This window comes from Micromonospora globispora (assembly GCF_003857015.1).
Lineage (GTDB): Bacteria > Actinomycetota > Actinomycetes > Mycobacteriales > Micromonosporaceae > Micromonospora > Micromonospora globispora.
In genome coordinates this window covers 1-24,074 of record NZ_QGGF01000251.1, presented here as the reverse complement: position 1 = coordinate 24,074, position 24,074 = coordinate 1, and the positions used below count along the sequence as shown (strand labels likewise).

General features: G+C 72.7%; 21 protein-coding genes. 16 read left to right on the top strand and 5 right to left on the bottom strand.

Translation table 11 applies throughout. From position 1 onward, the window contains the following. Positions 1 to 4 precede the first annotated feature (4 nt). Together DKL51_RS11570 and DKL51_RS11565 are read left to right on the top strand one after the other, a co-directional pair. A complete protein-coding gene (locus DKL51_RS11570) occupies positions 5 to 1,537 on the top strand; it encodes a tripartite tricarboxylate transporter permease (protein WP_109965206.1) in 1,533 nt (510 codons plus the stop codon). Further along, positions 1,534 to 1,923 carry a universal stress protein gene (locus tag DKL51_RS11565; RefSeq protein ID WP_109965207.1) on the top strand — a complete coding sequence of 130 codons (390 nt, stop codon included), beginning with the start codon at positions 1,534 to 1,536 and terminating at the stop codon, positions 1,921 to 1,923. Before DKL51_RS11570 ends, DKL51_RS11565 begins: the two co-directional genes overlap by 4 nt. A gap of 98 nt (positions 1,924 to 2,021) precedes the next feature. On the opposite strand, the gene DKL51_RS11560 is transcribed toward DKL51_RS11565, so the two are convergent. Beyond that, positions 2,022 to 2,987, bottom strand: a complete 966-nt coding sequence (locus DKL51_RS11560; RefSeq protein ID WP_124812035.1) for a glutathione S-transferase family protein — start codon at positions 2,985 to 2,987, stop codon at positions 2,022 to 2,024. Positions 2,988 to 3,095: 108 nt separating this feature from the next. Between DKL51_RS11560 and pcaF the strand changes: the two genes are divergently transcribed. The 12 genes from pcaF (at position 3,096) to DKL51_RS11500 (ending at position 20,280) form a co-directional block, all read left to right on the top strand. Further along, a complete protein-coding gene (gene pcaF, locus DKL51_RS11555) occupies positions 3,096 to 4,301 on the top strand; it encodes a 3-oxoadipyl-CoA thiolase (RefSeq protein ID WP_109944724.1) in 1,206 nt (401 codons plus the stop codon). Between the two features lie 195 nt (positions 4,302 to 4,496). Further along, positions 4,497 to 5,315, top strand: a complete 819-nt coding sequence (locus tag DKL51_RS11550) for an SAM-dependent methyltransferase (protein ID WP_109944723.1) — start codon at positions 4,497 to 4,499, stop codon at positions 5,313 to 5,315. 6 nt (positions 5,316 to 5,321) lie between these two features. Beyond that, the gene (locus DKL51_RS11545; RefSeq protein ID WP_124812034.1) at positions 5,322 to 7,490 is read left to right on the top strand and encodes a putative bifunctional diguanylate cyclase/phosphodiesterase; all 2,169 of its coding nucleotides are present in this window, start codon (positions 5,322 to 5,324) and stop codon (positions 7,488 to 7,490) included. Between the two features lie 79 nt (positions 7,491 to 7,569). Next, positions 7,570 to 8,070, top strand: coding sequence for a DUF456 domain-containing protein (locus DKL51_RS11540; protein WP_109944722.1), 501 nt, complete (start codon positions 7,570 to 7,572; stop codon positions 8,068 to 8,070). A gap of 135 nt (positions 8,071 to 8,205) precedes the next feature. Next, complete coding sequence (locus tag DKL51_RS11535) at positions 8,206 to 9,120, top strand: UbiA family prenyltransferase (RefSeq protein ID WP_124812033.1); 915 nt, start codon at positions 8,206 to 8,208, stop codon at positions 9,118 to 9,120. Between the two features lie 366 nt (positions 9,121 to 9,486). Beyond that, on the top strand, positions 9,487 to 11,052 hold the full coding sequence (locus DKL51_RS11530) for an amino acid permease (RefSeq protein ID WP_124812032.1): 1,566 nt from the start codon (positions 9,487 to 9,489) through the stop codon (positions 11,050 to 11,052). Between the two features lie 69 nt (positions 11,053 to 11,121). After that, a complete protein-coding gene (locus DKL51_RS11525; protein ID WP_124812031.1) occupies positions 11,122 to 11,940 on the top strand; it encodes a FadR/GntR family transcriptional regulator in 819 nt (272 codons plus the stop codon). 63 nt (positions 11,941 to 12,003) lie between these two features. Beyond that, positions 12,004 to 13,368 carry a glutamine synthetase family protein gene (locus DKL51_RS11520; protein ID WP_124812030.1) on the top strand — a complete coding sequence of 455 codons (1,365 nt, stop codon included), beginning with the start codon at positions 12,004 to 12,006 and terminating at the stop codon, positions 13,366 to 13,368. Between the two features lie 105 nt (positions 13,369 to 13,473). Next, positions 13,474 to 14,829, top strand: a complete 1,356-nt coding sequence (locus tag DKL51_RS11515) for an aldehyde dehydrogenase family protein (RefSeq protein WP_109944717.1) — start codon at positions 13,474 to 13,476, stop codon at positions 14,827 to 14,829. A 5-nt stretch (positions 14,830 to 14,834) separates the two neighbouring features. Further along, the gene (locus DKL51_RS11510) at positions 14,835 to 15,602 is read left to right on the top strand and encodes a 3-oxoacyl-ACP reductase (RefSeq protein ID WP_109944716.1); all 768 of its coding nucleotides are present in this window, start codon (positions 14,835 to 14,837) and stop codon (positions 15,600 to 15,602) included. A gap of 55 nt (positions 15,603 to 15,657) precedes the next feature. Beyond that, positions 15,658 to 16,356: a gamma-glutamyl-gamma-aminobutyrate hydrolase family protein gene (locus DKL51_RS11505; RefSeq protein WP_109944715.1), complete on the top strand. Its 699-nt coding sequence runs from the start codon at positions 15,658 to 15,660 to the stop codon at positions 16,354 to 16,356. A 258-nt stretch (positions 16,357 to 16,614) separates the two neighbouring features. Then, complete coding sequence (locus DKL51_RS11500; RefSeq protein ID WP_124812029.1) at positions 16,615 to 20,280, top strand: SpoIIE family protein phosphatase; 3,666 nt, start codon at positions 16,615 to 16,617, stop codon at positions 20,278 to 20,280. Between the two features lie 18 nt (positions 20,281 to 20,298). Here DKL51_RS11500 and DKL51_RS11495 read toward each other — a convergent pair whose 3' ends face one another. Further along, on the bottom strand, positions 20,299 to 20,613 hold the full coding sequence (locus DKL51_RS11495; RefSeq protein WP_165823017.1) for an STAS domain-containing protein: 315 nt from the start codon (positions 20,611 to 20,613) through the stop codon (positions 20,299 to 20,301). Positions 20,614 to 20,708: 95 nt separating this feature from the next. Here DKL51_RS11495 and map point away from each other — a divergent pair, with 95 nt between their 5' ends. Together map and DKL51_RS11485 are read left to right on the top strand one after the other, a co-directional pair. Next, positions 20,709 to 21,566 (top strand): type I methionyl aminopeptidase, encoded by an 858-nt coding sequence (gene map, locus DKL51_RS11490; RefSeq protein ID WP_109942688.1) that lies wholly within the window; start codon positions 20,709 to 20,711, stop codon positions 21,564 to 21,566. After that, positions 21,563 to 22,279 (top strand): VIT1/CCC1 transporter family protein, encoded by a 717-nt coding sequence (locus DKL51_RS11485; RefSeq protein ID WP_109942687.1) that lies wholly within the window; start codon positions 21,563 to 21,565, stop codon positions 22,277 to 22,279. The genes map and DKL51_RS11485 overlap by 4 nt, the downstream gene beginning before the upstream one ends. 103 nt (positions 22,280 to 22,382) lie before the next feature. Here the strand turns inward: DKL51_RS11485 and DKL51_RS11480 are convergent, their stop codons facing one another. The 3 genes from DKL51_RS11480 to DKL51_RS11470 all read right to left on the bottom strand — a co-directional run. Then, a complete protein-coding gene (locus tag DKL51_RS11480) occupies positions 22,383 to 23,120 on the bottom strand; it encodes a nucleotidyltransferase domain-containing protein (protein WP_260428464.1) in 738 nt (245 codons plus the stop codon). 62 nt (positions 23,121 to 23,182) lie between these two features. After that, positions 23,183 to 23,677: a nitroreductase/quinone reductase family protein gene (locus DKL51_RS11475; protein ID WP_109942686.1), complete on the bottom strand. Its 495-nt coding sequence runs from the start codon at positions 23,675 to 23,677 to the stop codon at positions 23,183 to 23,185. Between the two features lie 86 nt (positions 23,678 to 23,763). Next, positions 23,764 to 24,074: ferritin-like domain-containing protein (locus tag DKL51_RS11470; protein ID WP_124812028.1), on the bottom strand; the 311-nt coding region annotated here is incomplete at its 5' end.

The following is a 24,074-nucleotide window of genomic DNA, read 5'->3' as shown; positions in this document are numbered from 1 at the left end:
GTCCGTGGACTTCGCCCCTGTCCTCGACGGTTTCGGCGTCGTACTCGAACCGACGAACCTGCTCTACTGCCTGATCGGTGTCGTCATCGGCATGCTGATCGGCGTCCTGCCCGGCCTCGGCCCCGCGGCGACCATCGCGATCCTGCTTCCGGTCACCTTCGGCATCGAGCCGGTGACCGCGATCATCATGCTGGCCGGCATCTTCTACGGAGCCCAGTACGGGGGCACCATCACCTCGGTCCTCCTCAAGCTCCCCGGCGAGGCGTCCTCGGTGGTGACCGTCTTCGACGGCCATGCGATGGCCCGCCAGGGGCGGGCCGGCAGCGCCCTCGGCATCGCCGCCGTCGGCTCGTTCATCGGCGGCACCGTCTCGATCATCGCGCTCACGCTGGTCGCGCCCCTGGTGGCGGGGTTCGCGCTGGACTTCGGCCCGCCCGAGTACACGGCCCTCGCCCTGCTCGGCATCCTGCTGGTCTCCACGGTGAGCAGCGGTGGACGGTTGAAGGCGCTGATCGCCGCCTGCGTCGGCCTGCTGCTGGCCACGGTCGGCCGGGACAGTTTCACCGGTGCGGAGCGGTTCACCTTCGACAACCTGTCGCTCGCCGACGGCCTGGACTTCGTCCCGATCGCCATGGGCCTGTTCGGCCTCGGCGAGATCCTCTACAACCTCGAGGAGCGCCACCGGGCGGTCCAGGCGCCCACGGCGGTGGCCAACGTGTGGCCGTCCCGCAGGGACCTCCGGGAGGCGTCGGGCGCCATCGGCCGCGGATCCGTCCTCGGCTTCGTCCTGGGCATCCTGCCGGGCGGCGGTGCCACGCTCTCCTCGCTGGCCGCGTACGCGCTTGAGAAGCGGCGGTCCAAGAACCCCGAGCGGTTCGGCAAGGGCGCCATCGAGGGCGTCGCCGCGCCGGAGACGGCGAACAACGCAGCCGCGACGTCGTCGTTCATCCCGCTGCTGACGCTCGGTATCCCGGCCAACGCGACGATGGCGGTCATCTTCGGCGCGCTGCTGATCCAGGGCGTCAGCCCCGGCCCGCAGTTGGTCAGCCAGGAACCGGAGCTGTTCTGGGGCGTGGTCAACTCGATGTACATCGGCAACATCCTGTTGCTGATCATGAGCATCCCGCTCGTCGGCCTGTTCGTGAAGATCCTGCGGGTACGCGCCACGATCCTCGCGCCCATCACGGTGCTGATCACGCTGGTCGGCGTCTACACGGTGAACAACGACGTCTTCGACATCGTGCTGGTGATCGTCTTCGGTGCCCTCGGGTACCTGATGAAGAAGTCCGGCTTCGACCCGGGCCCGCTGGTGCTGGCCTTCGTGCTGGGCTCGCTGCTGGAGGATTCGCTGCGCCGGTCACTGCTGATCTTCGACGGTGACGCGACCGGCTTCTTCACCCGGCCGATCTCCGGGACCCTGCTCGTCGTGTTCCTGCTCGTGGCCCTGCTCCCGCCGATCCGGGCAGCCCTTCGGCACCGGCGGGCGGTGCCCGACCCCGATACCGCATCCCACGACACCACCAAGGAGCTCGTGTGACCGTTCTCGTCGCCTACGTCCCCACGCCGGAAGGGAACGCGGCCTTCACGGCGGCCGTCGAGGAGGCCGGCCGCCGACAGGAACCGCTGGTGGTCCTCAACACTCCGCGCGAGGGTGCCCCGGTCAGCGCGGCCGTCGCGAGCGACGCCACGGTGGAGGCGCTGGTCCAGCGTGCGACAGCCGCCGGGGTCGACGTCGAGGTCCGCCAGGATCCGCACGCCGGCGAGCTCGCCGACGAGGTCGTGCGGGTCGCCGAGACGGTCGACGCCTCGGTGATCGTGATCGGTCTGCGCCGCCGCTCACCGGTCGGCAAGCTGATCATGGGCAGTGCGGCGCAGCGCATCCTGCTCGACGCCGACCGACCCGTCCTCGCCGTCAAGCCCTGACGCCGGCGGTCCGGCGCCGGCGAAAGAGGGGCCTTTCGCTGTCCGGGGATATGCCGACTCGGGTGCGACGCACCCGGGAGCGCCCGTGCGCCGCAGGGTCAGCCCCGCCCGTGCGGCGTCGTCCAGCCCGAGGTGTCCGGACCGAGCGGCACGATCCGGGTCGGGTTGATCGCCTCGTGGGTGCCGTAGTAGTGCCGCTTGATGTGGTCGAAGTCGACCGTCTCGCCGAAGCCCGGGGTCTGGAACAGGTCCCGGGCGTACGCCCAGAGAACCGGCATCTCGGTCAGCTTGTGCCGGTTGCACTTGAAGTGCCCGTGGTACGCCACGTCGAAGCGGACCAGCGTGGTGAAGAGCCGCACGTCCGCCTCGGTGATCGAGGAGCCCATCAGGTAGCGTCGCCCCGACAGCCGTTCCGACAGCGCGTCCAGCCGGGCGAAGAGCGCCGTGTACGCCTCGTCGTACGCCTCCTGCGAGGTGGCGAAGCCGCACCGGTAGACGCCGTTGTTGACGTCCCGGTGGATTTCGGCCATCAGCGCGTCCATCTCCGGGCGCAGCTCGACCGGGTACAGGTCCGGCGCGCCGGGGGAGTGGAACCGCCGCCACTCCGTGGAGAAGTCCAGCGTGAGCTGCGGATAGTCGTTGGTGACCACCCGCCCGGTGCGGGTGTCCACCAGCGCCGGCACGGTCACCCGGCCGGTGTAGTCCGGGTCGGTCGCCAGGTACGCCTCGGAGAGGAAGCCGATGCCGAGCACCGGGTCGAAGCCGTCCGGGTCGAGGGCGAACCGCCAGCCCCGCTCGTCCCGGATCGGGTCGACCGTGCCGAGCGAGATCACGTCCTCCAGGCCGAGCAGGCTGCGGACGATCCGGGCCCGGTGCGCCCACGGGCAGGCCCGGCACCAGATCAACCGGTACCGGCCCGCCTCCAGCGGCCAGCGGTCCTGATCGTCCGGGCCGCCGCCTTCCGGGGACGTGGAGTGCGGGGTGACCCGACCGGTGAACCGGTTGGGCTGGCGGACGAACGCACCGCTGCCGGTGCTCTCTGCACTGAACTGGGCCCGGGCCATGCCGTCAACCTATCCGTTTCCGGCCTGGATATTCTGGCTGCCGGGCGTCCCCGCGACCCGGCGGACGCCACCCCGCCAGCCCCTTCCCACCCCCGAAGGACAGCGCCGATGACCGTGGCATACCTCGTGGCCGGAATCCGCACCCCGATCGGCCGGTACGCCGGCGCCCTCGCCGGGGTACGCCCCGACGACCTCGCCGCGCACGTGATCCGCGAACTGGTCGCCCGGCACCCCTCGGTGGACTGGGCCCGGACGGACGACGTGATCCTCGGCTGCGCCAACCAGGCCGGCGAGGACAACCGCAACGTGGCCCGGATGGCGGCGCTGCTCGGCGGGCTCCCGGAGGAGGTGCCGGGCAGCACGGTCAACCGGCTCTGCGGCTCCGGCCTGGACGCCCTCGCCTCCGCCGCGCGTTCCATCGTCGCGGGCGAGGCCGACCTGGTGGTCGCCGGCGGGGTGGAGAGCATGAGCCGCGCCCCGTTCGTGATGCCGAAGGCGACCACGCCGTTCTCCCGCACCGCCGAGGTGTACGACACCACGATCGGGTGGCGACTGGTCAACCCGCTGATGAAGAAGGGCTGGGGCATCGACTCGATGCCCGAGACGGCGGAGAACGTCGCCGCCGAGTACGGCATCGACCGGGTCGCCCAGGACGAGTTCGCGCTCCGCTCCCAGCAGCGGGCCGCCAAGGCGCAGGCCGACGGCCGGTTCGCCGAGGAGATCGTGCCGGTGACCGTGCCCGCCGGGCGGCGCGAGACGAAGCTGGTCGAGGTCGACGAGCACCCGCGGGAGACCTCGCTGGAGAAGCTGGCCGCGCTGCCCACCCCGTTCCGCGAGGGCGGGACGGTGACCGCGGGCAACTCCTCCGGCGTCAACGACGGCGCGGTGGCGCTGCTGGTCGCCTCCGAGGCCGCGGTGTCCCGGTACAACCTCACCCCCCTCGCGCGGATCGGCGGCGCGGCGGCGGCCGGCGTACCGCCGCGGATCATGGGCATGGGCCCGGTGCCGGCCACCCGCAAGCTGCTCGACCGGTACGGCCTGGGCCTGGCCGACCTCGACGTGATCGAGCTGAACGAGGCGTTCGCCGCTCAGTCCGTGGCCGTGCTGCGCGAGCTGGGGCTGCCGGAGGACGCCGAGCACGTCAACCCGAACGGCGGGGCGATCGCCCTCGGCCACCCGCTGGGCGCCAGCGGAGCGCGGCTGGCGCTCACCGCCGCGCTGGAGCTGCGCCGGCGGGGCGGCCGGCGGGCGCTGGCGACCATGTGCGTCGGGGTGGGCCAGGGCATGTCGCTGCTGCTGGAGTCGGCGGCCTGACCGGTGTCGGCCTGCCGTCGACCGGCGACGGCGGGCCACCGGCCGGCTCCGTCGAAAGTGGATCTGCCGAACCCGCCCGCACGCGCCTAGAGTAGTCAGCACCACACGATCCGCGGGTCGGCCGGTGTCGCCTGCGCGTGCCCGCACGCGACCCACACCCTCCCGCACCGCGGCGACGACCTGGGGGACCGAGCGATGCAGACGCCGGACGGACTTCCCGCCGAGATCGACCTGAGCCGGCCGAGCGCGGCCCGGGTCTACGACTACTTCCTCGGCGGGGCGCACAACTTCGAGATCGACCGGCAGCTCGCCGAGCAGATCGCCGCCATGACCCCGAACCTGGCCGCCACCATGCGCTCCGGCCGGGAGTTCCTGCGCCGGGCCGTGCGCGCGCTGCTGGACGCCGGCATCGACCAGTTCCTCGACATCGGTTCGGGCATCCCGACCGTCGGCAACGTGCACGAGGTCGCCCAGGCGGCGAACCCCGAGGCGCGGGTCGTCTACGTGGACATCGACCCGGTCGCCGTGGCGCACAGCCGGGAGCTGCTCGCCGGCAACGACCGCGCCACGGCCATCCACGCCGACCTGCGCGAGCCGAAGCTGATCCTGGACCAGGCGCGGGCCAGCGGGCTGATCGACTTCGACCGGCCGCTCGGCATCCTGCTCGCCGGGGTGGTCCACTTCATCCCGGACGCCGACCGTCCGGGCGACATCCTGGCCACCCTGCGGGCCGCCGCCGCCCCGGGCAGCTACCTGGTCATCTCGCACTCCACCTTCGAGGACCAGCCGCAGGAGATGCTCGACGCGCAGAAGCTCTCGGCGCGTACCGCCACCGAGATCACGCTCCGCTCGCGCGCCGAGATCAGCAGCTTCTTCGGCGACTGGACCATCCTCGAACCGGGCGTGGTGCACATGCCGCTCTGGCGGCCCGACTCGCCCTCCGACGTGGACGAGCACCCGGAGCGGTTCGGGGCCTTCGGCGGCGTCGCCCGGTACGACGAGCCTGCTGGCTGAGCCGACATGCCCGCCGTCCCGGAGCCCAGCGGGGACGACTTCAGCCGGTCCGGCGCCCAGGCGTACGCCGCCGAGTGGGCCCGCGTGGTACGCCGACTCGGGTTCGTGCCGTTGAGCGCGGCCGAGACCGAGCGGCTGCTGCTCGTGCACACCGTACGGCTGGCCCAGGGCCTGCTCGCCGGGACGTTCTCCGCCGAGCCGGGGGAGGACGTCGGGCGGGCGCTGGTGGAGGCCCACCTCACCGAGCCCGGCGTGCTGGACTGGTCGGTACGCGCGCTCGGCGAGCGTTTTCTGCCCGAGGTGCTGCCGGCCCGGGCGGCGTCACCGGTCGCCCGGGAGCGGGTGGCGGCGTTGCAGGGCGCGCTCTCCGCCGGCTTCGCCCGGGCCCTGCGCGGCCGCACGTTCAGCCAGCAGGAGCGGATCGCGCGCTCGGCCTGGCAGGCCCGGGACGCCGTCGAGCAGGCGTTGCGGGACAGCGAGGCGCGGTTCCGCGCGGTCTTCATCGGCGCGGCGATCGGCATCGGGATCGCCGGCATCGACGGGACCATCCTCGACGTCAACCAGTCCTTCGCCGACATGCTCGGCTACACCATGGAGGAGCTGCGCGAGATCAACGTGGCGTCGCTCTTCCACCCCGACGACGCGGCCGGCATGTGGGAGCTCTACCAGGAGCTGATCGAGGGCAAGCACGACCGCGCCCGGGTGGAGAAGCGCTACTACCGCAAGGACGGCAGCATCGTCTGGACCGACCTGGCCGTCTCGCTGATCCGGTACGACGACGGCCGGCCGCGGTTCACCGTGGCGATGATCGAGGACATCACCGAGCGGTACGAACTCCAGCAGCGGCTGCGTTTCCAGGCGCTGCACGACCCGCTCACCGGGCTGCCCAACCGGACGCTCTTCTTCGAGACGCTGGGGCACGTCTTCGAGACGGCCCGCCCGGAGCAGCGGGTCGGGATCTGCTTCCTCGACCTGGACGGCTTCAAGGCGATCAACGACAGCCTCGGCCACGACCTCGGTGACCGGCTGCTGATCGTGATCGGCCGGCGGCTCGCCGACTGCGTCGCCGGGCGCGGCCACCTGGTCGCCCGGATGGGCGGCGACGAGTTCGTCATCCTGGTCGACTCCGGCGACGGCATCGACGACGCGGTGGAGGTGGCCGAGCTGGCGCTGGCCGCCGTCTCCGCCCCGGTGCACGTCGGCGATCAGCAGCTCGCCGTGTCGGCCAGCATCGGCATCGTGGAGTGCCCGGCCGCGGAGACCAGCGCGTCGGAGCTGATGAAGGCCGCGGATACGACGCTCTACTGGGCCAAGGCCGAGGGGCGCGGCCGGTGGGCGGTGTACGACCCGGAGCGCAGCGCCGCCGACATCGCCCGTTCCGCCCTGGCCGCCGGGCTGCCCGCGGCGCTGGACCGGGGCGAGTTCGTGCTGCACTACCAGCCCATCGTGTCGCTGCTGGACGGTGCGATGGTGGCGGTGGAGGCGCTGGTCCGCTGGCAGCACCCGGAGCTGGGGCTGATCGGGCCGGACCGGTTCATCGGCCTGGCCGAGGAAACCGGGTTGATCGTCCGGCTCGGCGCGTGGGTGCTCCGGCAGGCGTGCCGGGACGCGGAGAGCTGGCGGCGGGCGTGCCCGGACACCCGACTGGTGGTCAGCGTCAACCTGGCCGCCCGGCAGGCCGACGACCCGGCGATCGTCGAGACGGTGGCGGAGGGCCTGCGCACCACCGGCCTTCCCGCCGACCTGCTCCAGCTGGAGCTGACCGAGAGCGCCGTCATGGGGACCGCCGGGGAGCCGCTGCGGGCGCTGCACCAGCTCGCCGACCTCGGCGTACGGCTGGCCATCGACGACTTCGGCACCGGGTACTCGAACCTGGCGTACCTGCGCCGGTTGCCGATCCACTGCGTCAAGCTGGCCGGACCGTTCGTCGAGGGGATCCGGGCCGACGGGGTCGACGCGGCCGCCGATCACCGGGACGAGCGGATCGTCGACGCGCTGGTCCGGCTGGCGCACGCGCTGGAGCTCTGGGTGACCGCCGAGGCGGTGGAGACCGGGGTGCAGGCGGAACGGCTCCGGGCGCTGCGCTGCGACACCGGGCAGGGGCGCTGGTTCGGCCCGCCGGTACCGGCCGATCAAATCCGAGGCCGGCTCGCGAAAGGGGAGGCGGCGGCATGAGGGGGCCGCTCGTGGGGCATGACGGTCGCATGACCGGACCGACGACGCGTCGGGCCTGCACCGATCGGGAGTTGCCGGCATGGATCTGACCGACACGCAGGCGGCGGTCTCCGTGGTCGCCGCGCTGGCCATCCTGGCCGGGCTGGCCGGGGTGGTGGTCCCCGGGCTGCCCGCGCTGCCGCTCTGCTGGGGCGGGGTGCTGGTCTGGGCGATCTTCGGCGGTGCCGGCCCGGCCCGCTGGGCGGTGCTCGCCGCCGCTACCGTGGTCGCCGCCGGCGCCACCGTCGTCAAGTACCTCTGGCCCGGGCGGAACCTGAAACGTACCGGGGTGCCGACCTCGTCCCTGCTCGCCGGGGGTCTGCTCGGGCTGGTCGGGTTCTTCGTCATCCCGGTGGTCGGCCTGCTGCTCGGCTTCGTCGGCGGGGTGTGGGGCGCCGAACGGCTGCGGCTGGGCAGCAACCAGCTCGCCTGGCCGGCCACCGTGCAGGCCCTCAAGGCGGCCGGTCTGTCCATGCTGGTCGAGTTCCTCGCCGGCCTGGTGATCGCCGCCCTCTGGGTCGCCGGCCTGCTGCTGACCTGATCCCGGCCATCGTCCGGCGCGGCGGCACCTCCGTCGACACCATCCCTGACCACCACGTCGGGTTCCCTCCCGAGCGGGAGGCGACCGACCCGCAGGTGGGAGGCCCGGTGTCCGCCGGATTCCTAGCGTCGGGTCATGGTCCTCCTGACTCGGTCAACCACCCGGCAGCGGGCCCGGGCCTGGGCGTTCGTCCGGATGACGCGACCCTGGTTCTGGCCGCTCGGCTGGGGCGCCGGCTATCTCGGTGCCGTTCTGGCGACGCGGAGCTGGCTGCCGCCCGCCGAGGCGGTTCCCCGCTCGCTCGCCGCGCTGGTCGTGCTCGGGCCGCTGGTCTGGGGTGCGGTCCTCGCCGTCAACGACCTGCACGACCTGCCCAGCGACCGGCGCAACCCGCGCAAGGCGACGGCTCCGCTGGTCACCGGCGTGTTGACCAAGACCGACCTGGTCCGGTGGCACGCCGGGTGCACGGTGGGGGCGATGGTCCTCGCGCTGGCCATCGGGCCGGTCTTCGGCGCGGGCACCGCCGCCGTGCTGCTGCTCGGCCGGCTCTACAGCGCCCCACCGATTCGGCTGAAGGCCCGCGCCGGGGCCGACGTCGTGGTCAACGCCGTCGTGGTGGGCGTGCTCGCGCCGGTGGCGGGCTGGTCGCTGCACCGGCCGATCGCTGACTACCCGGTCGTCCTGGCCGTGCTGGGCCTGCTGCTGGCGGCCGCGCTCTACCTGCCCACGACGGTGCTGGACGTCGACGCGGACGAGGCGGCCGGTGACACGACGGCGGCGGTGCGCTGGACGCCGCGGTTCTGTCACCGCGTCGGGCTTGCCCTCTGGGTCGGGGCCACCGCGGCGTGGCTGGCCTGCTGTCACCTGGACCTGCTGGTGCGGCGGGAGTCCTGGACGACGCAGACGATCGCGGCGCCGCTCCTGGTCGCGGTCTACGCGGTCGCCGCGCGGCGGCCGTCGATCCCCCGGATGGCGGCCGTCTGCCTGGTCTTCGCCGTGCCGGCGACCGACTTCCTGATGGCCTGCGTCGCCGCCGGCAGAGGGTCGTGACGGCAAAAGATGCCACGTCCGACGGCGTCGCGCCGTTGGCCTGGGGCGTCGGCGCGGGGCGTCCGGAGGGTACGGCGGATCGCCGTACGAGTGAGAGAGAGGTTGGCCGCCCCGCGCCGTCGCGGACCGGGCGTTGCCGAGCGCCCGGCGGTGGCCCGTCGCGATCGGGCCTGGTCGCTGGCTCAAGGATGCGGTGGGGCGACGGGTGCGGCAACGCATTTAGCGCGGCGGACATCGGTTAAAGGTCTGGTCCTGATCGAATTTTCGGTCGATCTCCATTGACCTCGTTGAGCGTGGGCGCGATTATCCCGTCAGACAGTGGCCCGGGTCACAGTCTCCACCCTCCGCGGTCCAAGGGAGACACCGATGAGCTCAACGATCCAGGACGGCGTACCCCCGAATTCCCCCATCACCGACGAGGAACGGCTCGCGCAGCTCGGATACAAGCAGGAGCTGCGTCGAAAGCTGTCCGGCTTCTCCAACTTCGCAGTCTCGTTCTCCATCATCTCCATCCTCGCCGGCGCCATCACGTCGTACGGCATCGCCATGACGGCGGGCGGCCCGCTGGCGATCACCCTGGGCTGGCTCTTCGTCGGCGTCATGGTGATCTTCGTGGCGCTGGCCATGGCCGAGATCTGCTCGGTCTATCCCACCGCCGGGGCCCTCTACTGGTGGGCCGCCGCGCTGGCCAAGCGGAACAAGCCCGCCTGGGCCTGGTTCGTCGGCTGGTTCAACTTCCTCGGCGAGGTGGCGGTCACCGCGGCGATCGACTTCGGCGCGGCGATCACGACGTCCGCCTTCCTCGGCCTCGCCTTCGACATGGAGGTGACGGCAGGGCGGACCTTCCTGATCTTCCTGCTGATCATCATCGCCCACGGTCTGCTCAACACCTTCGGCGTCAACCTGGTGCGGGTGCTGTCGGACATCAGCGCCTGGTGGCACCTGGTCGGCGTGGCGGTCATCGTGGCCGTGCTGGCGATCGTGCCGGAACAGCACAAGCCGATCTCCGAGGTCTTCGTCGAGGTGCGCAACGAGACCGGATTCACCTTCGGCAGCGCGGCGGTGTACGCGGTCCTCATCGGCCTGCTGATGGCGCAGTACACCTACACCGGCTACGACGCCAGCGCACACGTGGCGGAGGAGACCCACGACGCCGCACGGTCCGCGCCGCGCGGCATCGTGATGTCGGTGGTGGTGTCGGTCATCGCCGGATTCGTGCTGCTGTTCGCCATCACCTGGTCCATCCAGGACTACGACGCGGAGCGGACCACCGACCTGGCTCTGCCCCCGGCGCAGATCTTCATCGACGCGGTGGGCCACGACCTCGGTACCTTCCTGCTCTTCATCTGCGTGGTCGCCCAGTTCTTCTGCGGCATGGCCTCGGTCACGGCGAACTCTCGGATGGCCTACGCGTTCAGCCGGGACGGCGCGCTGCCGGGCTCCCGAATCTGGAAGCGCGTCAACCCGCGCACGGGTACGCCGACGAACTCCATCTGGCTCTGCGTGGTGTGCTCCTCGCTGCTGGTCCTGCCGTCGCTCTGGAACACCACCGCCTACCTGGCGGCCACCTCCATCGCGGTGATCGGCCTCTACATCGCGTACGTGGCACCGGTCTTCCTGCGCCGGCGGACGCCGGACTTCCAGGTCGGCGTGTGGAACCTGGGTCGGTGGAGCGCGCCGGTCGGGTGGATCGCGATCGCCTGGGTTGTGATCATCTGCGTTTTGTTCGTGCTGCCCACCAGCAGCCCCGTCACCGCCAGCACCTTCAACTACACGATCGTCGCGGTCGGCGTCGTGCTCGGCGGGGCCTGGCTGTGGTGGATGCTGAGCGCGCGGCACTGGTTCACCGGCCCCCGCCACAACGTGCCGGATCCGGTGATCCCCAGGCCGGCGGCGGGCGCCGAGCCCGTCACCGAGCCGACCGCCGACTAGGTTGCCGGCGTGGCGGGTGCTCCGGTGGGCACCCGCCACCCGGACCGGACGGTGGAGAAAGGACGGCCGATGCCGATCAATGCCGGGACCGCCGAGTCGGGTGTCGCCGCCGCTCGGGCGGCGAGCGGCGAGGCGGCATCGATACCGGACGCGAACGCGACAGCCGTACCGGCATTTCCGGTGTGGCGTCCGGTGCGCGGCGGCAACGCCTTCGAGATCACCGTTGCCCGGCTCGTCCAGGCGATCAAGCTGGGCATGGTCCGGGTCGGCGAGCGGCTGCCCGCCGAGCGCGAGTTGGCCGAACGACTTCAGGTCAGCCGGGTGACGCTACGGGAGGCGATAGCGGCCTTACGGGACGCCGGGTATCTGGAGTCCCGCCGAGGGCGGTCCGGCGGGACGTTCGTCCTCTCGGCGCTGCCTGCTCGCGGTGCCGGCGGCGGGAGTCCCGACGCGGGAGAGTTGGCCCGCGAGATGGGCGACAGGTTGCCCGACGCGCTGGATTTCCGGCGGGTACTGGAGTCGGGCGCGGCCGCCCTGGCCGCCAACCGCAGCCTGTCCGCGACCGAGCGGCAGCATCTCGTCGGCGCACTGGCCGCCTCCCGCGACCGTGATCCGGTGACCCGTCGCGTCGCCGACTCCCGCCTGCACCTGGCGGTCGCGGCGGCCAGCGGCTCCCCGTCGTTGGCCGCGGCGATCGCCGACGTGCAGCTGACCCTCGACCGACTCCTCGCCGCGATCCCGGTGATCGCCCGCAACCTCGACCACTCCGACGCCCAGCACACTCGGATCATCGATGCGATCCTGGCGGGAGACCCGAATGGCGCTCGGTTGGTGATGGAGGAGCACTGCGACGGCACGGCGGAGCTGCTGCGCGGACTGCTCGCGTGAGCCGGGCCGACCATTGACCGATGCAATGGTTCGGTAGTAGACCTTTCTTATGGAGGCGCGCCGATGAGGAAAGCCCCGCTCACGCTGGAACAACTCCGGGTCGCCGTCGCCGAGCGCGAGATCGACACGGTGGTGCTGGCCCTGGTCGACATGCAGGGCCGGTTGCAGGGCAAGCGGTTCCACGCCCCCTACTTCCTCGACCAGGTGGTCGCGCACGGCAGCGAGGGGTGCAACTACCTGCTCGCGGTGGACGTCGACATGAACACCGTCGACGGGTACGCGATGTCGAGCTGGGAACGCGGCTACGGCGACTTCGCCATGAAACCGGACCTCGCCACCCTGCGCCGGGTGCCCTGGCAGCCGGGCACCGCGATGCTCCTGGCCGACCTGGAGTGGCTGGACGGCTCCGGCCCGGTGGTCGCCTCGCCCCGGCAGATCCTGCGTCGGCAGCTCGACCGGCTGGCCGCCCACGGGCTGACCGCGTACGCCGGCACCGAACTGGAGTTCGTCCTCTTCTGCAACTCGTACGAGGACGCCTGGCGGCGCGGCTACCGCGAGCTCACCCCGGCCAACCAGTACAACGTGGACTACTCACTGCTCGGCACCGCCCGGGTGGAGCCGCTGCTGCGCCGGATCCGCACCGAGATGGCCGGTGCGGGGCTGACGCCGGAGAGCGCCAAGGGCGAGTGCAACCTGGGCCAGCACGAGATCGCCTTCCGGTACGACGAGGCGATCGCCTGCGCCGACCACCACGCGATCTACAAGAACGGGGCCAAGGAGATCGCCGCCCAGGAGGGCATGGCGATCACCTTCATGGCCAAGCCGAACGCGCGGGAGGGCAACTCCTGCCACATCCATTTCTCGCTGCGGGACCGGGACGGCCGGTCGGCGATGCTCGGAGACGGGCCGGCGCACCTGAGCGTGACCGGGCAGCGGGTCCTCGCCGGGCTGCTCGACACCATGCGGGAGATGAGCCTCTTCTTCGCCCCGAACATCAACTCCTACAAGCGGTACCAGCCCGGCTCGTTCGCCCCGACCGCGCTGCGCTGGGGCACCGACAACCGCACCTGCGCGCTGCGGCTCGTCGGGCACGGGCAGGGCATGCGGGTGGAGAACCGGGTGCCCGGGGCGGACGTCAACCCGTACCTGGCGATCGCGGCCCTGGTGGCGGGGGCGGTGCACGGCATCGAACGGGAGCTGGAGCTGGGCGACGAGTGCACCGGCAACGCGTACGCCGACGTGGCCGCCGAGCGCGTTCCCGGCACCCTGCGCGACGCCCTGACCCTCTGGGAGTCCTCCACGGTGGCGAAGGACGCCTTCGGCGACGAGGTCGTCGCCCACTACGCCAACCAGGCGAGGGTCGAACTCGCCGCCTTCGACGCCGCCGTGACGGACTGGGAACTGACCCGTGGCTTCGAACGCCTCTGACCTCACCCTGTCGCCGCAATCTTGCACTTGCGGGAGGCCAGATGCCCGGATAGGCATGGAACGCCGGCACCAGAACTGCAAGATCGCGGAGAGGGGGACGGGCGCGTGAGTGAGGTGGTCAACCCGGCGACCGGGGAGGTCGTGGCCAGCGTGGCGGCGACGTCGCTCGCGGAGACCGATGCGGCGATCGAGCGGGCGGCGCGGGCGCACGAGACGTGGCGGAACGTGGCGCCCGGGGATCGGGCGCGGGTGTTGCGGCGGTTCGCGGCCGTGGTGGACGCGCATCTGGAGGAGTTGGCGCAACTCGAGGTGCGCAACGCCGGCCACACCATCGGCAACGCGCGCTGGGAGGCGGGCAACGTCCGGGACGTCCTCGACTACTACGCGGGCGCCCCCGAGCGGCTGACCGGGCGGCAGATCCCCGTGCCGGGCGGGCTGGATGTCACCTTCCACGAGCCGCTCGGCGTGGTCGGCGTGATCGTGCCGTGGAACTTCCCGATGCCGATCGCCGGCTGGGGATTCGCCCCCGCGCTCGCCGCCGGCAACACCGTCGTGCTCAAGCCGGCCGAGCTCACCCCGCTGACCGCGCTGCGCCTGGCCGAACTCGGCCGGGAGGCCGGCCTGCCGGCGGACGTCTTCACCGTGCTGCCCGGCAAGGGCAGCGTGGTGGGGGAGCGGTTCGTCACCCACCCGGCCGTCCGCAAGGTCTGCTTCACCGGCTCCACCGAGGTCGGCACCCGGATCATGGCCGGCTGCGCCGAGCAGGTGAAGCGGGTGACCCTGGAGCTGGGCGGCAAGTCGGCCAACCTGGTCTTCGCCGACGCCGACCTGGAGAAGGCGGCGGCCACCGCGCCGTACGCGGTCTTCGACAACGCCGGCCAGGACTGCTGTGCCCGGTCCCGGATCCTGGTCCAGCGACCTGTGTACGACCGCTTCCTCGAACTGCTCGAACCGGCGGTGCGCGGCTTCCGGGTGGAGGATCCGGCCCGGGACACCGCCGAGATGGGCCCGCTGATCTCCGCCGGCCACCGGGACCGGGTCGGCGGGTACGTCGACGGCGCGAAGGTGGCCTTCACCGGCTCCTGCCCCGACGGCCCCGGCTTCTGGTACGCCCCGACGGTGCTGCTCGCCGACTCGCCGGACGACCGGCACTGGCGGGAGGAGATCTTCGGTCCGGTGGTCTCGGTGCTCCCGTTCGACGACGAGGCGGACGCGATCCGGCTGGCCAACGACACCGAGTACGGCCTCTCCGGCTCTATCTGGACCCGGGACGTCGGCCGGGCGGTCCGGGTGGCGCGGGCGGTGGAGTCCGGCAACCTCAGCGTCAACTCGCACTCCTCGGTGCGCTACTGGACCCCGTTCGGCGGGATGAAGCGCTCCGGCCTGGGCCGTGAGCTCGGCCCGGACGCGTTGCACGCCTTCACCGACGTCAAGAACGTCTTCATCGCTACAGAGGAGTGAGCAGAGTGCAGGGTCGGCTTCAGGACCGGATCGCCGTGGTGACCGGGGCGGGCAGCGGGATCGGGCTGGCGACGGGGCGACGGTTCGCCGCCGAGGGGGCCCGGGTGGTCTGCGTCGACATCGACCCGGAGGCGGGCAAGCGGGCCGCCGACGAGGTGGGCGGGGACTTCGTCGCCTGCGACGTGGCCGACGAGACGGCCGTGCGGGACCTCTTCGACGGGGTCGTGGAGCGGCACGGGCGGGTGGACGTGGCGTTCAACAACGCCGGCATCTCGCCGCCGGACGACGACTCGATCCTGGAGACCGGGCTGGACGCCTGGGAACGGGTGCTGCGGGTCAACACCACCAGCGTCTACCTCTGCTGCAAGTACGTCATCCCGCACATGCGCCGGCAGGGCAAGGGCTCGATCATCAACACCGCGTCGTTCGTGGCGCTGATGGGGGCGGCCACCTCGCAGATCGCGTACACCGCGAGCAAGGGCGGGGTGCTGGCGATGACCCGGGAGCTGGGCGTGCAGTTCGCCCGGGAGGGCATCCGGGTCAACGCGCTCTGCCCGGGCCCGATCGCCACCCCGCTGCTGCTGGAGCTCTTCGCCAAGGACCCGGAGCGGGCCGCCCGCCGGCTGGTGCACGTGCCGATGGGCCGGTTCGGCCAGCCGGAGGAGATCGCCGCCGCGGTGGCCTTCCTGGCCAGCGACGACGCGTCGTTCATGACGGCCGCCCAGTTCGTGGTGGACGGCGGGATCACCGGCGCGTACGTGACCCCCCTGTGAGCGCGAGGAGTGAGCCGGGTTTGCGAGCCCCGCAGTCGCGAACGGTGCCGGCCCTGTGAGCCGGCCGCTGATCGGGATCACCGCGTACGTCGAGCCGGCCGGCTGGGCGGTGTGGCGGGACGTACCGGCGACGCTGGTGCCCCAGGCGTACGTCCGGGCGGTGACCGCCGCCGGCGGGCGGGCGGTGGTGCTGCCCCCGGACGACCTCGACGCGGACGTGCTGGGGGTGCTCGACGGGCTGCTGCTGGCCGGCGGCGCCGACCTCGACCCGGGTCGGTACGGCCAGCCGGCCGATCCGCGTACCGAGAGCCGCCCCGATCGGGATGCCGGGGAGCTGACCCTGCTCACCGCCGCGCTCGCGACCGACCTACCGGTGCTCGGGGTGTGCCGGGGCATGCAGCTGCTCGCGGTCGCCTACGGCGGCACGCTGCACCAGCACCTGCCGGACGTGGTCGGCCACGACGGGCACCGGCCGGCGCCGGGCGTGTACGGGGCGCACCCGGTGCGCTTCGCCGCGGGTAGCCGGGCCGGCGCGGTGATGGCCGGGGTGGATCGGGTCAACTCGTACCACCATCAGGCGGTGGCCGACCCGGGCGGCCTGACCGTCACCGGGTGGGCCGACGACGGGGTGGTGGAGGCGGTGGAGGACCCGGCGCGGCGCTTCGTGCTGGGCGTGCAGTGGCATCCGGAGAACGACGCCGATCCCCGCCCGGTGGCGGCCCTGGTCCGGGCCGCGGCCGCTGGTGGCGCCTGACGCCCCGGCCGTGGCCGACGACACTCCCTGTTGCGGCCGGCGGTCCCGTCACGATGAGAAACGTGTGGGTTGCACGGCGTTCCGCGCCGGCGCCGGGCGGGTGGAGTCGCCGGCGCCGGTGGTTGCGTCAGGATGAGGCCCAGGTAACCAGCGACCGCCGGCAGGTGTGCGTTACGTTGCTCGTCCGTCTGGGTAGTAGGCGGGGACGACCGGCGGATCTTCGTCGGCAGTCGACGAATGGCCGGAGCGGGAGGCTGCATGAGCTCGGCCCAGGGGGGCGAGGGCGGGCGGGGCTCGTCCTCGGGGACCGGCGAGGCGGAGCTTCCACCGATGCTGGCCGCGGCGTTCGCCGCCGGTGGCGTGATGGGGGAGCGGCTGCGCGCCTTCGACTGGTCCGCCAGCCCGCTCGGCCGGCCGGAGACCTGGCCGCCGGCTCTCGGTTACGCGGTGAGCATGATGCTCTCCTCCCGCGCCCAGATCGCGATGTTCTGGGGCGAGGACCACCGCGCCTTCTACAACGACGCCTACCGGCCGACGATCGGGGACAAGCACCCGGCCGCGATCGGGCAGCCGGCCCGCGAGCACTGGGTGGAGACCTGGGACGTCCTCGGGCCGCTGCTGGACGGGGTACGCCGCACCGGCGAGCCGTACCGGGGCGAGAACCACCCCTTCGTGATCGACCGGCACGGCTTCCTGGAGGACGTCTACTTCGACGTCTCGTACGACCCGATCCGGGACGCGGACGGGACGGTCCACGGCGTCTTCTGCTTCGTCAACGAGACCACCGGCCGGGTGCTCGGGGAGCGGCGGCTGCGCGCGCTGGCCGAGCTCGGCGGCCGGCTCGCCGACGTGCAGAGCACCCTGGAGCTGGGCCGGGTCACGGCCCGGGTGCTCGACGGGCACCGGGCCGACGTGCCGTTCAGCCTGATCTGGCTGCACGACTCCGACGGCAGCCCCGGATTGGCCGGCTGCAGCGGGGTCGACCCCGGCCGGGTCGCGGGCCGGCTTCCAAAGGAGCTGGCCCGGTTGGCGGGCGGAGCCGGTGTCGCCACGCTGCCGGTCGAGGAGTTGCTCGGCACGGTGCCCCCGGAGGCGGCCGACCAGGCTCTGGTGCTGCCGATCACCGCGACCAACGAACCGGTGGGCGTGCTGGTGGTCGGGCTGGCCCGCCGAATCCCGCTCACCGCCGAGTACCGGGACTTCGTCGACCTGGTCGCGGCCCAGATCTCCCGGGCGGCGAGCAAGCAGCGGGCGTACGAGCAGGAGCGCGCCCGGGCCGCCGAGCTCGCCGCGCTGGACCGCGCCAAGACCAACTTCTTCGCCAACGTGAGCCACGAGTTCCGCACCCCGCTGACCCTCGTGCTCGGTCCGCTGGAGGATCTGCTCGCCGATCCGGAGCTGCCCTCGGCGTACACCGAGCGGCTGACCGTGATGCACCGCAACGCGCTGCGCCTGCTCAAGCTGGTCAACACCGTCCTCGACTTCTCCCGCCTGGAGTCCGGCCGGCTGGCCGCCCGCTACCAGCCCACCGACCTGGCCGACTACACCTCCCGGCTGGCCAGCACCTTCCGCTCGGCGACCGAGCGGGCCGGCCTGCGCCTGGTGGTGGACTGCCCGCCGCTGCCCGCGCCGGTCCACGTCGACCGGGACCTGTGGGAGAAGATCGTCCTCAACCTGGTGTCGAACGCGGTGAAATTCACCTTCCACGGCGAGATCCAGGTCCGGATCCGGGCCGTCGACGGCGCCGCCCAGCTCGAGGTCAGCGACACCGGTGTGGGCATCGTCCCGGAGGAGTTGCCGCACATCTTCGAGCGGTTCCACCGGGTGCCCGGCGTCCGTTCGCGCAGCCACGAGGGCACCGGGATCGGGCTCGCGCTGGTCCGCGAGCTGGTCGAGATGCACGGCGGGACCGTGGCGGCGCACAGCCGGGTCGACGAGGGCAGCACGTTCACGGTCACCGTGCCCTTCGGGTACGCCCACCTGCCCGCCGACCGGGTCGCCACCCTCGCGCCGGTGCCGCTGAGCGAGCCGGAGCAGGCCTCGCTCTACGTCGCCGAGACCGCCCTCTGGACCGACGAGGTCGAGACGCCGACCGGCCTGCCCGAACCGGCCGGGGCGGTCGGGGGAGCCGGGCGGATCCTGGTCGCCGACGACAACGCCGACCTGCGCGAGCACGTCACCCGCCTGCTCGCCCCCTCCTACGAGGTGGTCGCCGTGCCGGACGGCGTGGAGGCGCTCCGGCTGGCCGTGGACACCCCGTTCGACCTGGTGCTGACCGACGTGATGATGCCCCGGCTGGACGGCTTCGGCCTGGTCACCGCGCTGCGCGGGAACCCGCGTACCCGGCATGTGCCGATCGTGCTGCTGACCGCCCGGGCCGGCTCGGCCGAGGCGGTCGCCGGGCTCTCCGTCGGCGCCGACGACTACCTCACCAAGCCCTTCTCCAGCCAGGAACTCATCGCCCGGGTCCGGGCCAACGTCGAGCTGGGCCAGCTGCGCGGCCAGATCATCCGCCGGCTCCGGGCGCTGGCCGACGCGGCGGTGGCGATCAACACCGCCCGGTCCACCGCCGAGGTGGTGCAGGTCGCCGCTTGGCACGCGCTCAGCCTGGCCGAGGCCGCCCGGGTGGCGGTCGCCGCCACCGGGGCCCGGTACGAGGTTGACGCCGGTGGTGAGGCACCCGCCGAGCCGTCGGTGGTGCTGCCCCTCACCGGTACCAACGGCGAACAGCTCGGCCAGCTGCGGGTCTGGCGCCGGGACGGCGACGGCACCGAACAGGCCGCGCTGACCGAGCTGGCCCGCCTGGTGGGCGTACGGCTGGAGAACGCCCAGCTCTACGAGGCCGAGCACCGGATCGCCACCACCCTCCAGCACAGCCTGCTGCCGCGGGCCCTCCCGCAGCTGCCCGGCGCCGTGGTGGCCAGCCGCTACCTGCCCGGCAGCGCCGACGTGGAGGTCGGCGGCGACTGGTACGACGTGATCGGCGCCGTCGACAACGAGCTGGTGCTGGTGATCGGCGACGTGGTCGGCAAGGGCGTCCGGGCCGCCGCCGCGATGGGTCAGCTGCGCAACGCGCTGCGGGCGTACGTCCTGGAGGGCTTCGACCCCGGCCAGGCGCTGACCCGGCTGAACCGGCTGGTCGGCTCCACCGAGGGCGGTTCCTTCGCCACCGTCGTCTGTATCTGGTTCTCCCCGCGCACGGGCCGGCTCCGGTACGCCAGCGCGGGTCATCCCTCGCCACTGCTGATCCGAGGAGACGACGTGGCGTTCCTGCACGATCGAGCCCTCGGGCCGCCCGTCGGCGCCATTCCGCACGCGTCGTACCGGACCGTCGAGGGCGAGCTGGCCCCCGGCGGTCGGTTGCTGCTGTACACCGACGGTCTGATCGAGGACCGCCAGCTCGGCATCGACGCCGCGCTCGGCCAGCTCCGGGCGGATGCGAGGACCCGGGGTGAGCACGTCGCCGACCTGGTCGACGCGGTGGTCGAGCGGGTGGCCGGGCGGACCCGCCACGACGACGTCGCGGTGCTGGCCCTGGAGGCGACCGAGCTGAACCGGTTCGCGCTGCGGTTGCCGGCCGACCCGACCCGGCTCAGCGTGCTCCGCAAGCGGCTGGAGGACTTCCTGGTCGCCCACCGGGTCGGCGAGAACGACCTGTTCGACCTGACCGTGGCGATCTCCGAGGCGGCCGCGAACGCGATCGAGCACCCGGTGTCGCCCGCCGAGTCGACGATCGGCGTCGAGGTGACCATCGAGGACCGCACCGTGACGGCCACGGTTCGCGACAGCGGGCAGTGGCGGGAGTCGACCGGCTCGGGCTTCCGGGGCCGCGGACTGAAGCTGATCAAGGCGCTCGGCGATCTGACGGTGAACCGTACCGCGGAGGGCACCGAGGTGACGCTGCGCCGGGAGTTGCAGGACTGACCGGGCCGGCGGGCGGGGTCAGGCCGGGCGGAGCCAGCCCTGCTCGCCGAGTCCGGAGATCTCCAGCACCCGGTGGACCTGCCGGGACGGCAGCACGGTCAGCGTGTCGGGGAAGCGCTGGGCGAGCCGGACCAGCGCGTGGATGGCCGCCGAGTCGAAGAAGGTGACCCCGCGGAGGTCGAGCGTCACGTGCGCGGCGGGCTCGCGGAGGGCGGTCTGGAGCATCGTGTCGGCGGTGGCCATGTCGACCTCGCCGGTCACCACCACGCGGACCTGATCACCGTCGACCTCCGCGGTGGCGGAGAAGACGGGAGGTGCGCCCCCTTGATCCACGGAGCCACAATGGCACAGCGGGCCGGGCGCGGCAACAACCAGCGCGAGCGGCCCGTGGCAGGGGTCACCCGGGCCCTCGGCGATAGGCTGTGACCATGACCGTCCGTGCGCCGCTGACCCCAGGCACGCTCTCCCCGTGGCGACCGGTGCCTGCCGATATCCCCCGCCCGGAGTACGTGGGCAAGAAGCGCCCACAGGAGTGGCGCGGCTCGCACGTGCAGACGCCGGAGACCATCGAGAAGATGCGGATCGCCGGCCGCCTCGCCGCCCAGGCCACCCAGCTCGCCGGGGAGCACTGCAAGCCGGGGGTGACCACGGACGAGATCGACAAGGTGGTGCACGAGTTCCTCTGCGACCACGGGGCCTACCCGTCGACCCTGGGCTACAAGGGCTTCCCGAAGTCCTGCTGCACCAGCCTCAACGAGGTGATCTGCCACGGCATCCCGGACTCGACCGTGCTCCAGGACGGCGACATCATCAACGTCGACGTCACCGCGTACCTCAACGGGGTGCACGGGGACACCGACGCCACCTTCTGCGTCGGTGAGGTGAGCGAGGAGGCCCGGCTGCTGGTCGAGCGGACCCACGAGGCGATGATGCGGGGCATCAAGGTGGTCGCCCCGGGCCGGCAGATCAACGTGATCGGCCGGGTCATCGAGTCGTACGCCAAGCGGTTCGGCTACGGCGTGGTCCGCGACTTCACCGGCCACGGCATCGGCGAGTCCTTCCACAGCGGCCTCTACGTGCCGCACTACGACAGCCCCCGCCCGACGGAGGTGATGGAGCCGGGGATGACGTTCACCATCGAGCCGATGATCACCCTCGGCACCTACCAGTACGACATGTGGGACGACGGCTGGACGGTGGTCACCAAGGACCGCAAGTGGACGGCCCAGTTCGAGCACACGATCGTCGTGACCGACGACGGCTACGAGATCCTGACGCTGCCGTGACCGAGACCCCTGCTGCGCTGCGCGAGGCGCACCACGCCGACGTGTCCGGCGGCTGGCTGCGGCCGGCCGTGTTCGGCGCGATGGACGGACTGGTCACCAACATCGCCCTGATCGCGGGCGTCGGCGGTGGCGGCGTGTCACCGAAGAGCGTCGTGCTGACCGGCATGGCCGGCCTGGTCGCCGGCGCCATCTCGATGGGCCTGGGGGAGTACACCAGCGTCCGGTCGTCCAACGAGCAGGTGGCCGCCGAGGTGGCCAAGGAGCGCCGTGAGCTGGAGCGGCACCCCGAGGCGGAGGCCCGGGAGCTGGCCGAGGCGTGGGTCGCCCGGGGCCTGCCGCGAGACCTGGCGATCCAGGTCGCCGAGGCGGTCCGGGGCAACCCGGAGGAGGCCCTGCGAATGCACGTCCGCGAGGAGCTGGGCGTCGACCCGGACGAGCAGCCCAGCCCGTGGGCGGCGGCGATCTCGTCGTTCCTGTGCTTCTCGCTGGGTGCCCTGGTCCCGCTGCTGAGCTACCTGATCGGCTTCACCAGCCTCTGGCTGGCGCTCGGCGTCGGCGGGGTGGGGCTCTTCGTGGCCGGGGCGATCGTCGCCCGGTTCACCTACCGGTCCTGGTGGTCGAGCGGGCTGCGGCAGCTGGTGCTGGGCGCCGCGGCGGCCGGCGCGACGTACCTGGTCGGCGCCATGATCGGCATCCAGGGCGGCATCGGCTGACGCCGCCCCGCCGCCGCGTCTCGCGCGCACTTTCCCGGAAAGAGTGGCCATTCCGCGTCGGATGGCCACTCTTTCCGTGCAACAGGGGCCTCCCTGGCCGAGGTCAGCCGTCTAGCAGGTCGTCGACCGTGCCGTCGACGGGGCGGCCGCGGGCGGCCAGTTCCTCGGCCTGGCGGGCGAGGACCGTGCCGACCTCGGTCATGTCCGCGCCGGCCAGCCCGGTCCGCCGGACCGCGTCCCCGGGATCGCGGAAGTAGGTGCGGGTGAGCAGCCCGTTCACCGTGGCCGCCGCCAATCGCGCCTCGCCGAGCATCAGCAGCGCCTGGTCGGTCTCGTACCACTCGGCGAGGCGGGCGGCCCGGGAGTGCGCCGCGCTGCCCCGGTACCACGCCTGCCGGGCGGCGGTGCTGAACTCCGCGGGCCGGGCCCGGGCCAGCCGGGCCAGGTGCTCGTCGCGCAGCGTCCGCAGCCAGCCGGTCGGGTCGTGCAGGGCACGCGTGGTGACGTACCGGTCGGCGGCCAACGGCCAGAGCGGGGTGAGCGTACGGGTCTGCCGCAGGTAGTCGTCCGCCCCGGCGACGGTGAGGTCGACCAGTACGCCGTCCACCCGCCGGGTGGCCGGCACCGGGCCGACGCCCGCCCGGTAGGTGGCCAGCAGCAGCCCGACCTCGGCGTCCCCGCCGCCGTCGTCGTCACCGTGGGCCAGCGGGCCGTGCACCGCGACGGCGAGGATGTCGGCCGGGAACCGCCGGAGCGCCGCCGCGGCAACCCGTTCGGCGACCCGCCATCGTGGATCGTCCAGGTGCGGGTCGGTCTCCAGCTCGCGGCTGCTCCCGTCCACGGCCCACCTCCGCGCTCCACCCTAGCCACGACCCCGCCCGGCACCGGCGTGCCGCGCCCGGGTCAGGACCGGTCGTCCCCGGTGGGCGGCTCGCCGACCGGGACCAGCCGGAAGATGCGGATGTCCCGGTTGCCGGCCCGCTCGACGTACGTCCGGTACGCGGGCCATTCGGTGACCAGCAACTGCCAGAGCCGCTTTCGTTCGGCGCCGGTGGCCACCTCGGCGCGTACCGGGATCCGGCGGCCCTTCACGTCCACCTCGGCGGCCGGCTGGGCCAGCAGGTTCATCGCCCAGCCGGGCTGGTGCTGCTGCCCCCAGTTCGACCCGATCACCACGTACGCGTCGCCGTCCGGCACGTACAGGAGGGGGTTGCTGCGGGGCTTGCCGGAGCGGCGACCGGTGGTGGTGATGACCAGGGACGGCACGAGCCCGAGCGCGACCACCCGGCCCCGGGTGAGCCGGCCGACCAGCCGGTCGGCGGGGACGAGCAGGCGCATGGTGGCGCCGAACCACTTGTGGTGACCGAGGCGGCGGGTGAGGGTTCCCAGGACGGACACCCGCTCAGTCTGCCGTCTCCCGGGCCGCGGCGGCACCCCTCATCGGCCCCCTCGACACGCGGGTGCCCGCAAGGTGTCGCCGTCGCTCAGGCGGGTCGGCCGGGGAAGGGCACGGTGAGCGGGGTCACCCCGGCGGTCCGCCGCCACCGGGTGGCCCGCAGCGCGCAGTCGGTCAGCGCGGCGAGCGCCCGGTTCCGGTCGGCGCCGGTGGTGTGCGGCAGCGCCGCCCGCCAGAACCCGGCCGTCCGCTCCTCGATCTCGATCGCCAGCTTGAGCGCGCTGGCCCGGTCGGCCACCGGGTACGGCAGCGCGTAGCGGGCCCGGTCCGCGGGGACCTGCCCGCCGCCGCTGCTGAGCTGGAGGATGAGGGCGTCCCGGCGGGCAGGTCCCCGCGGAC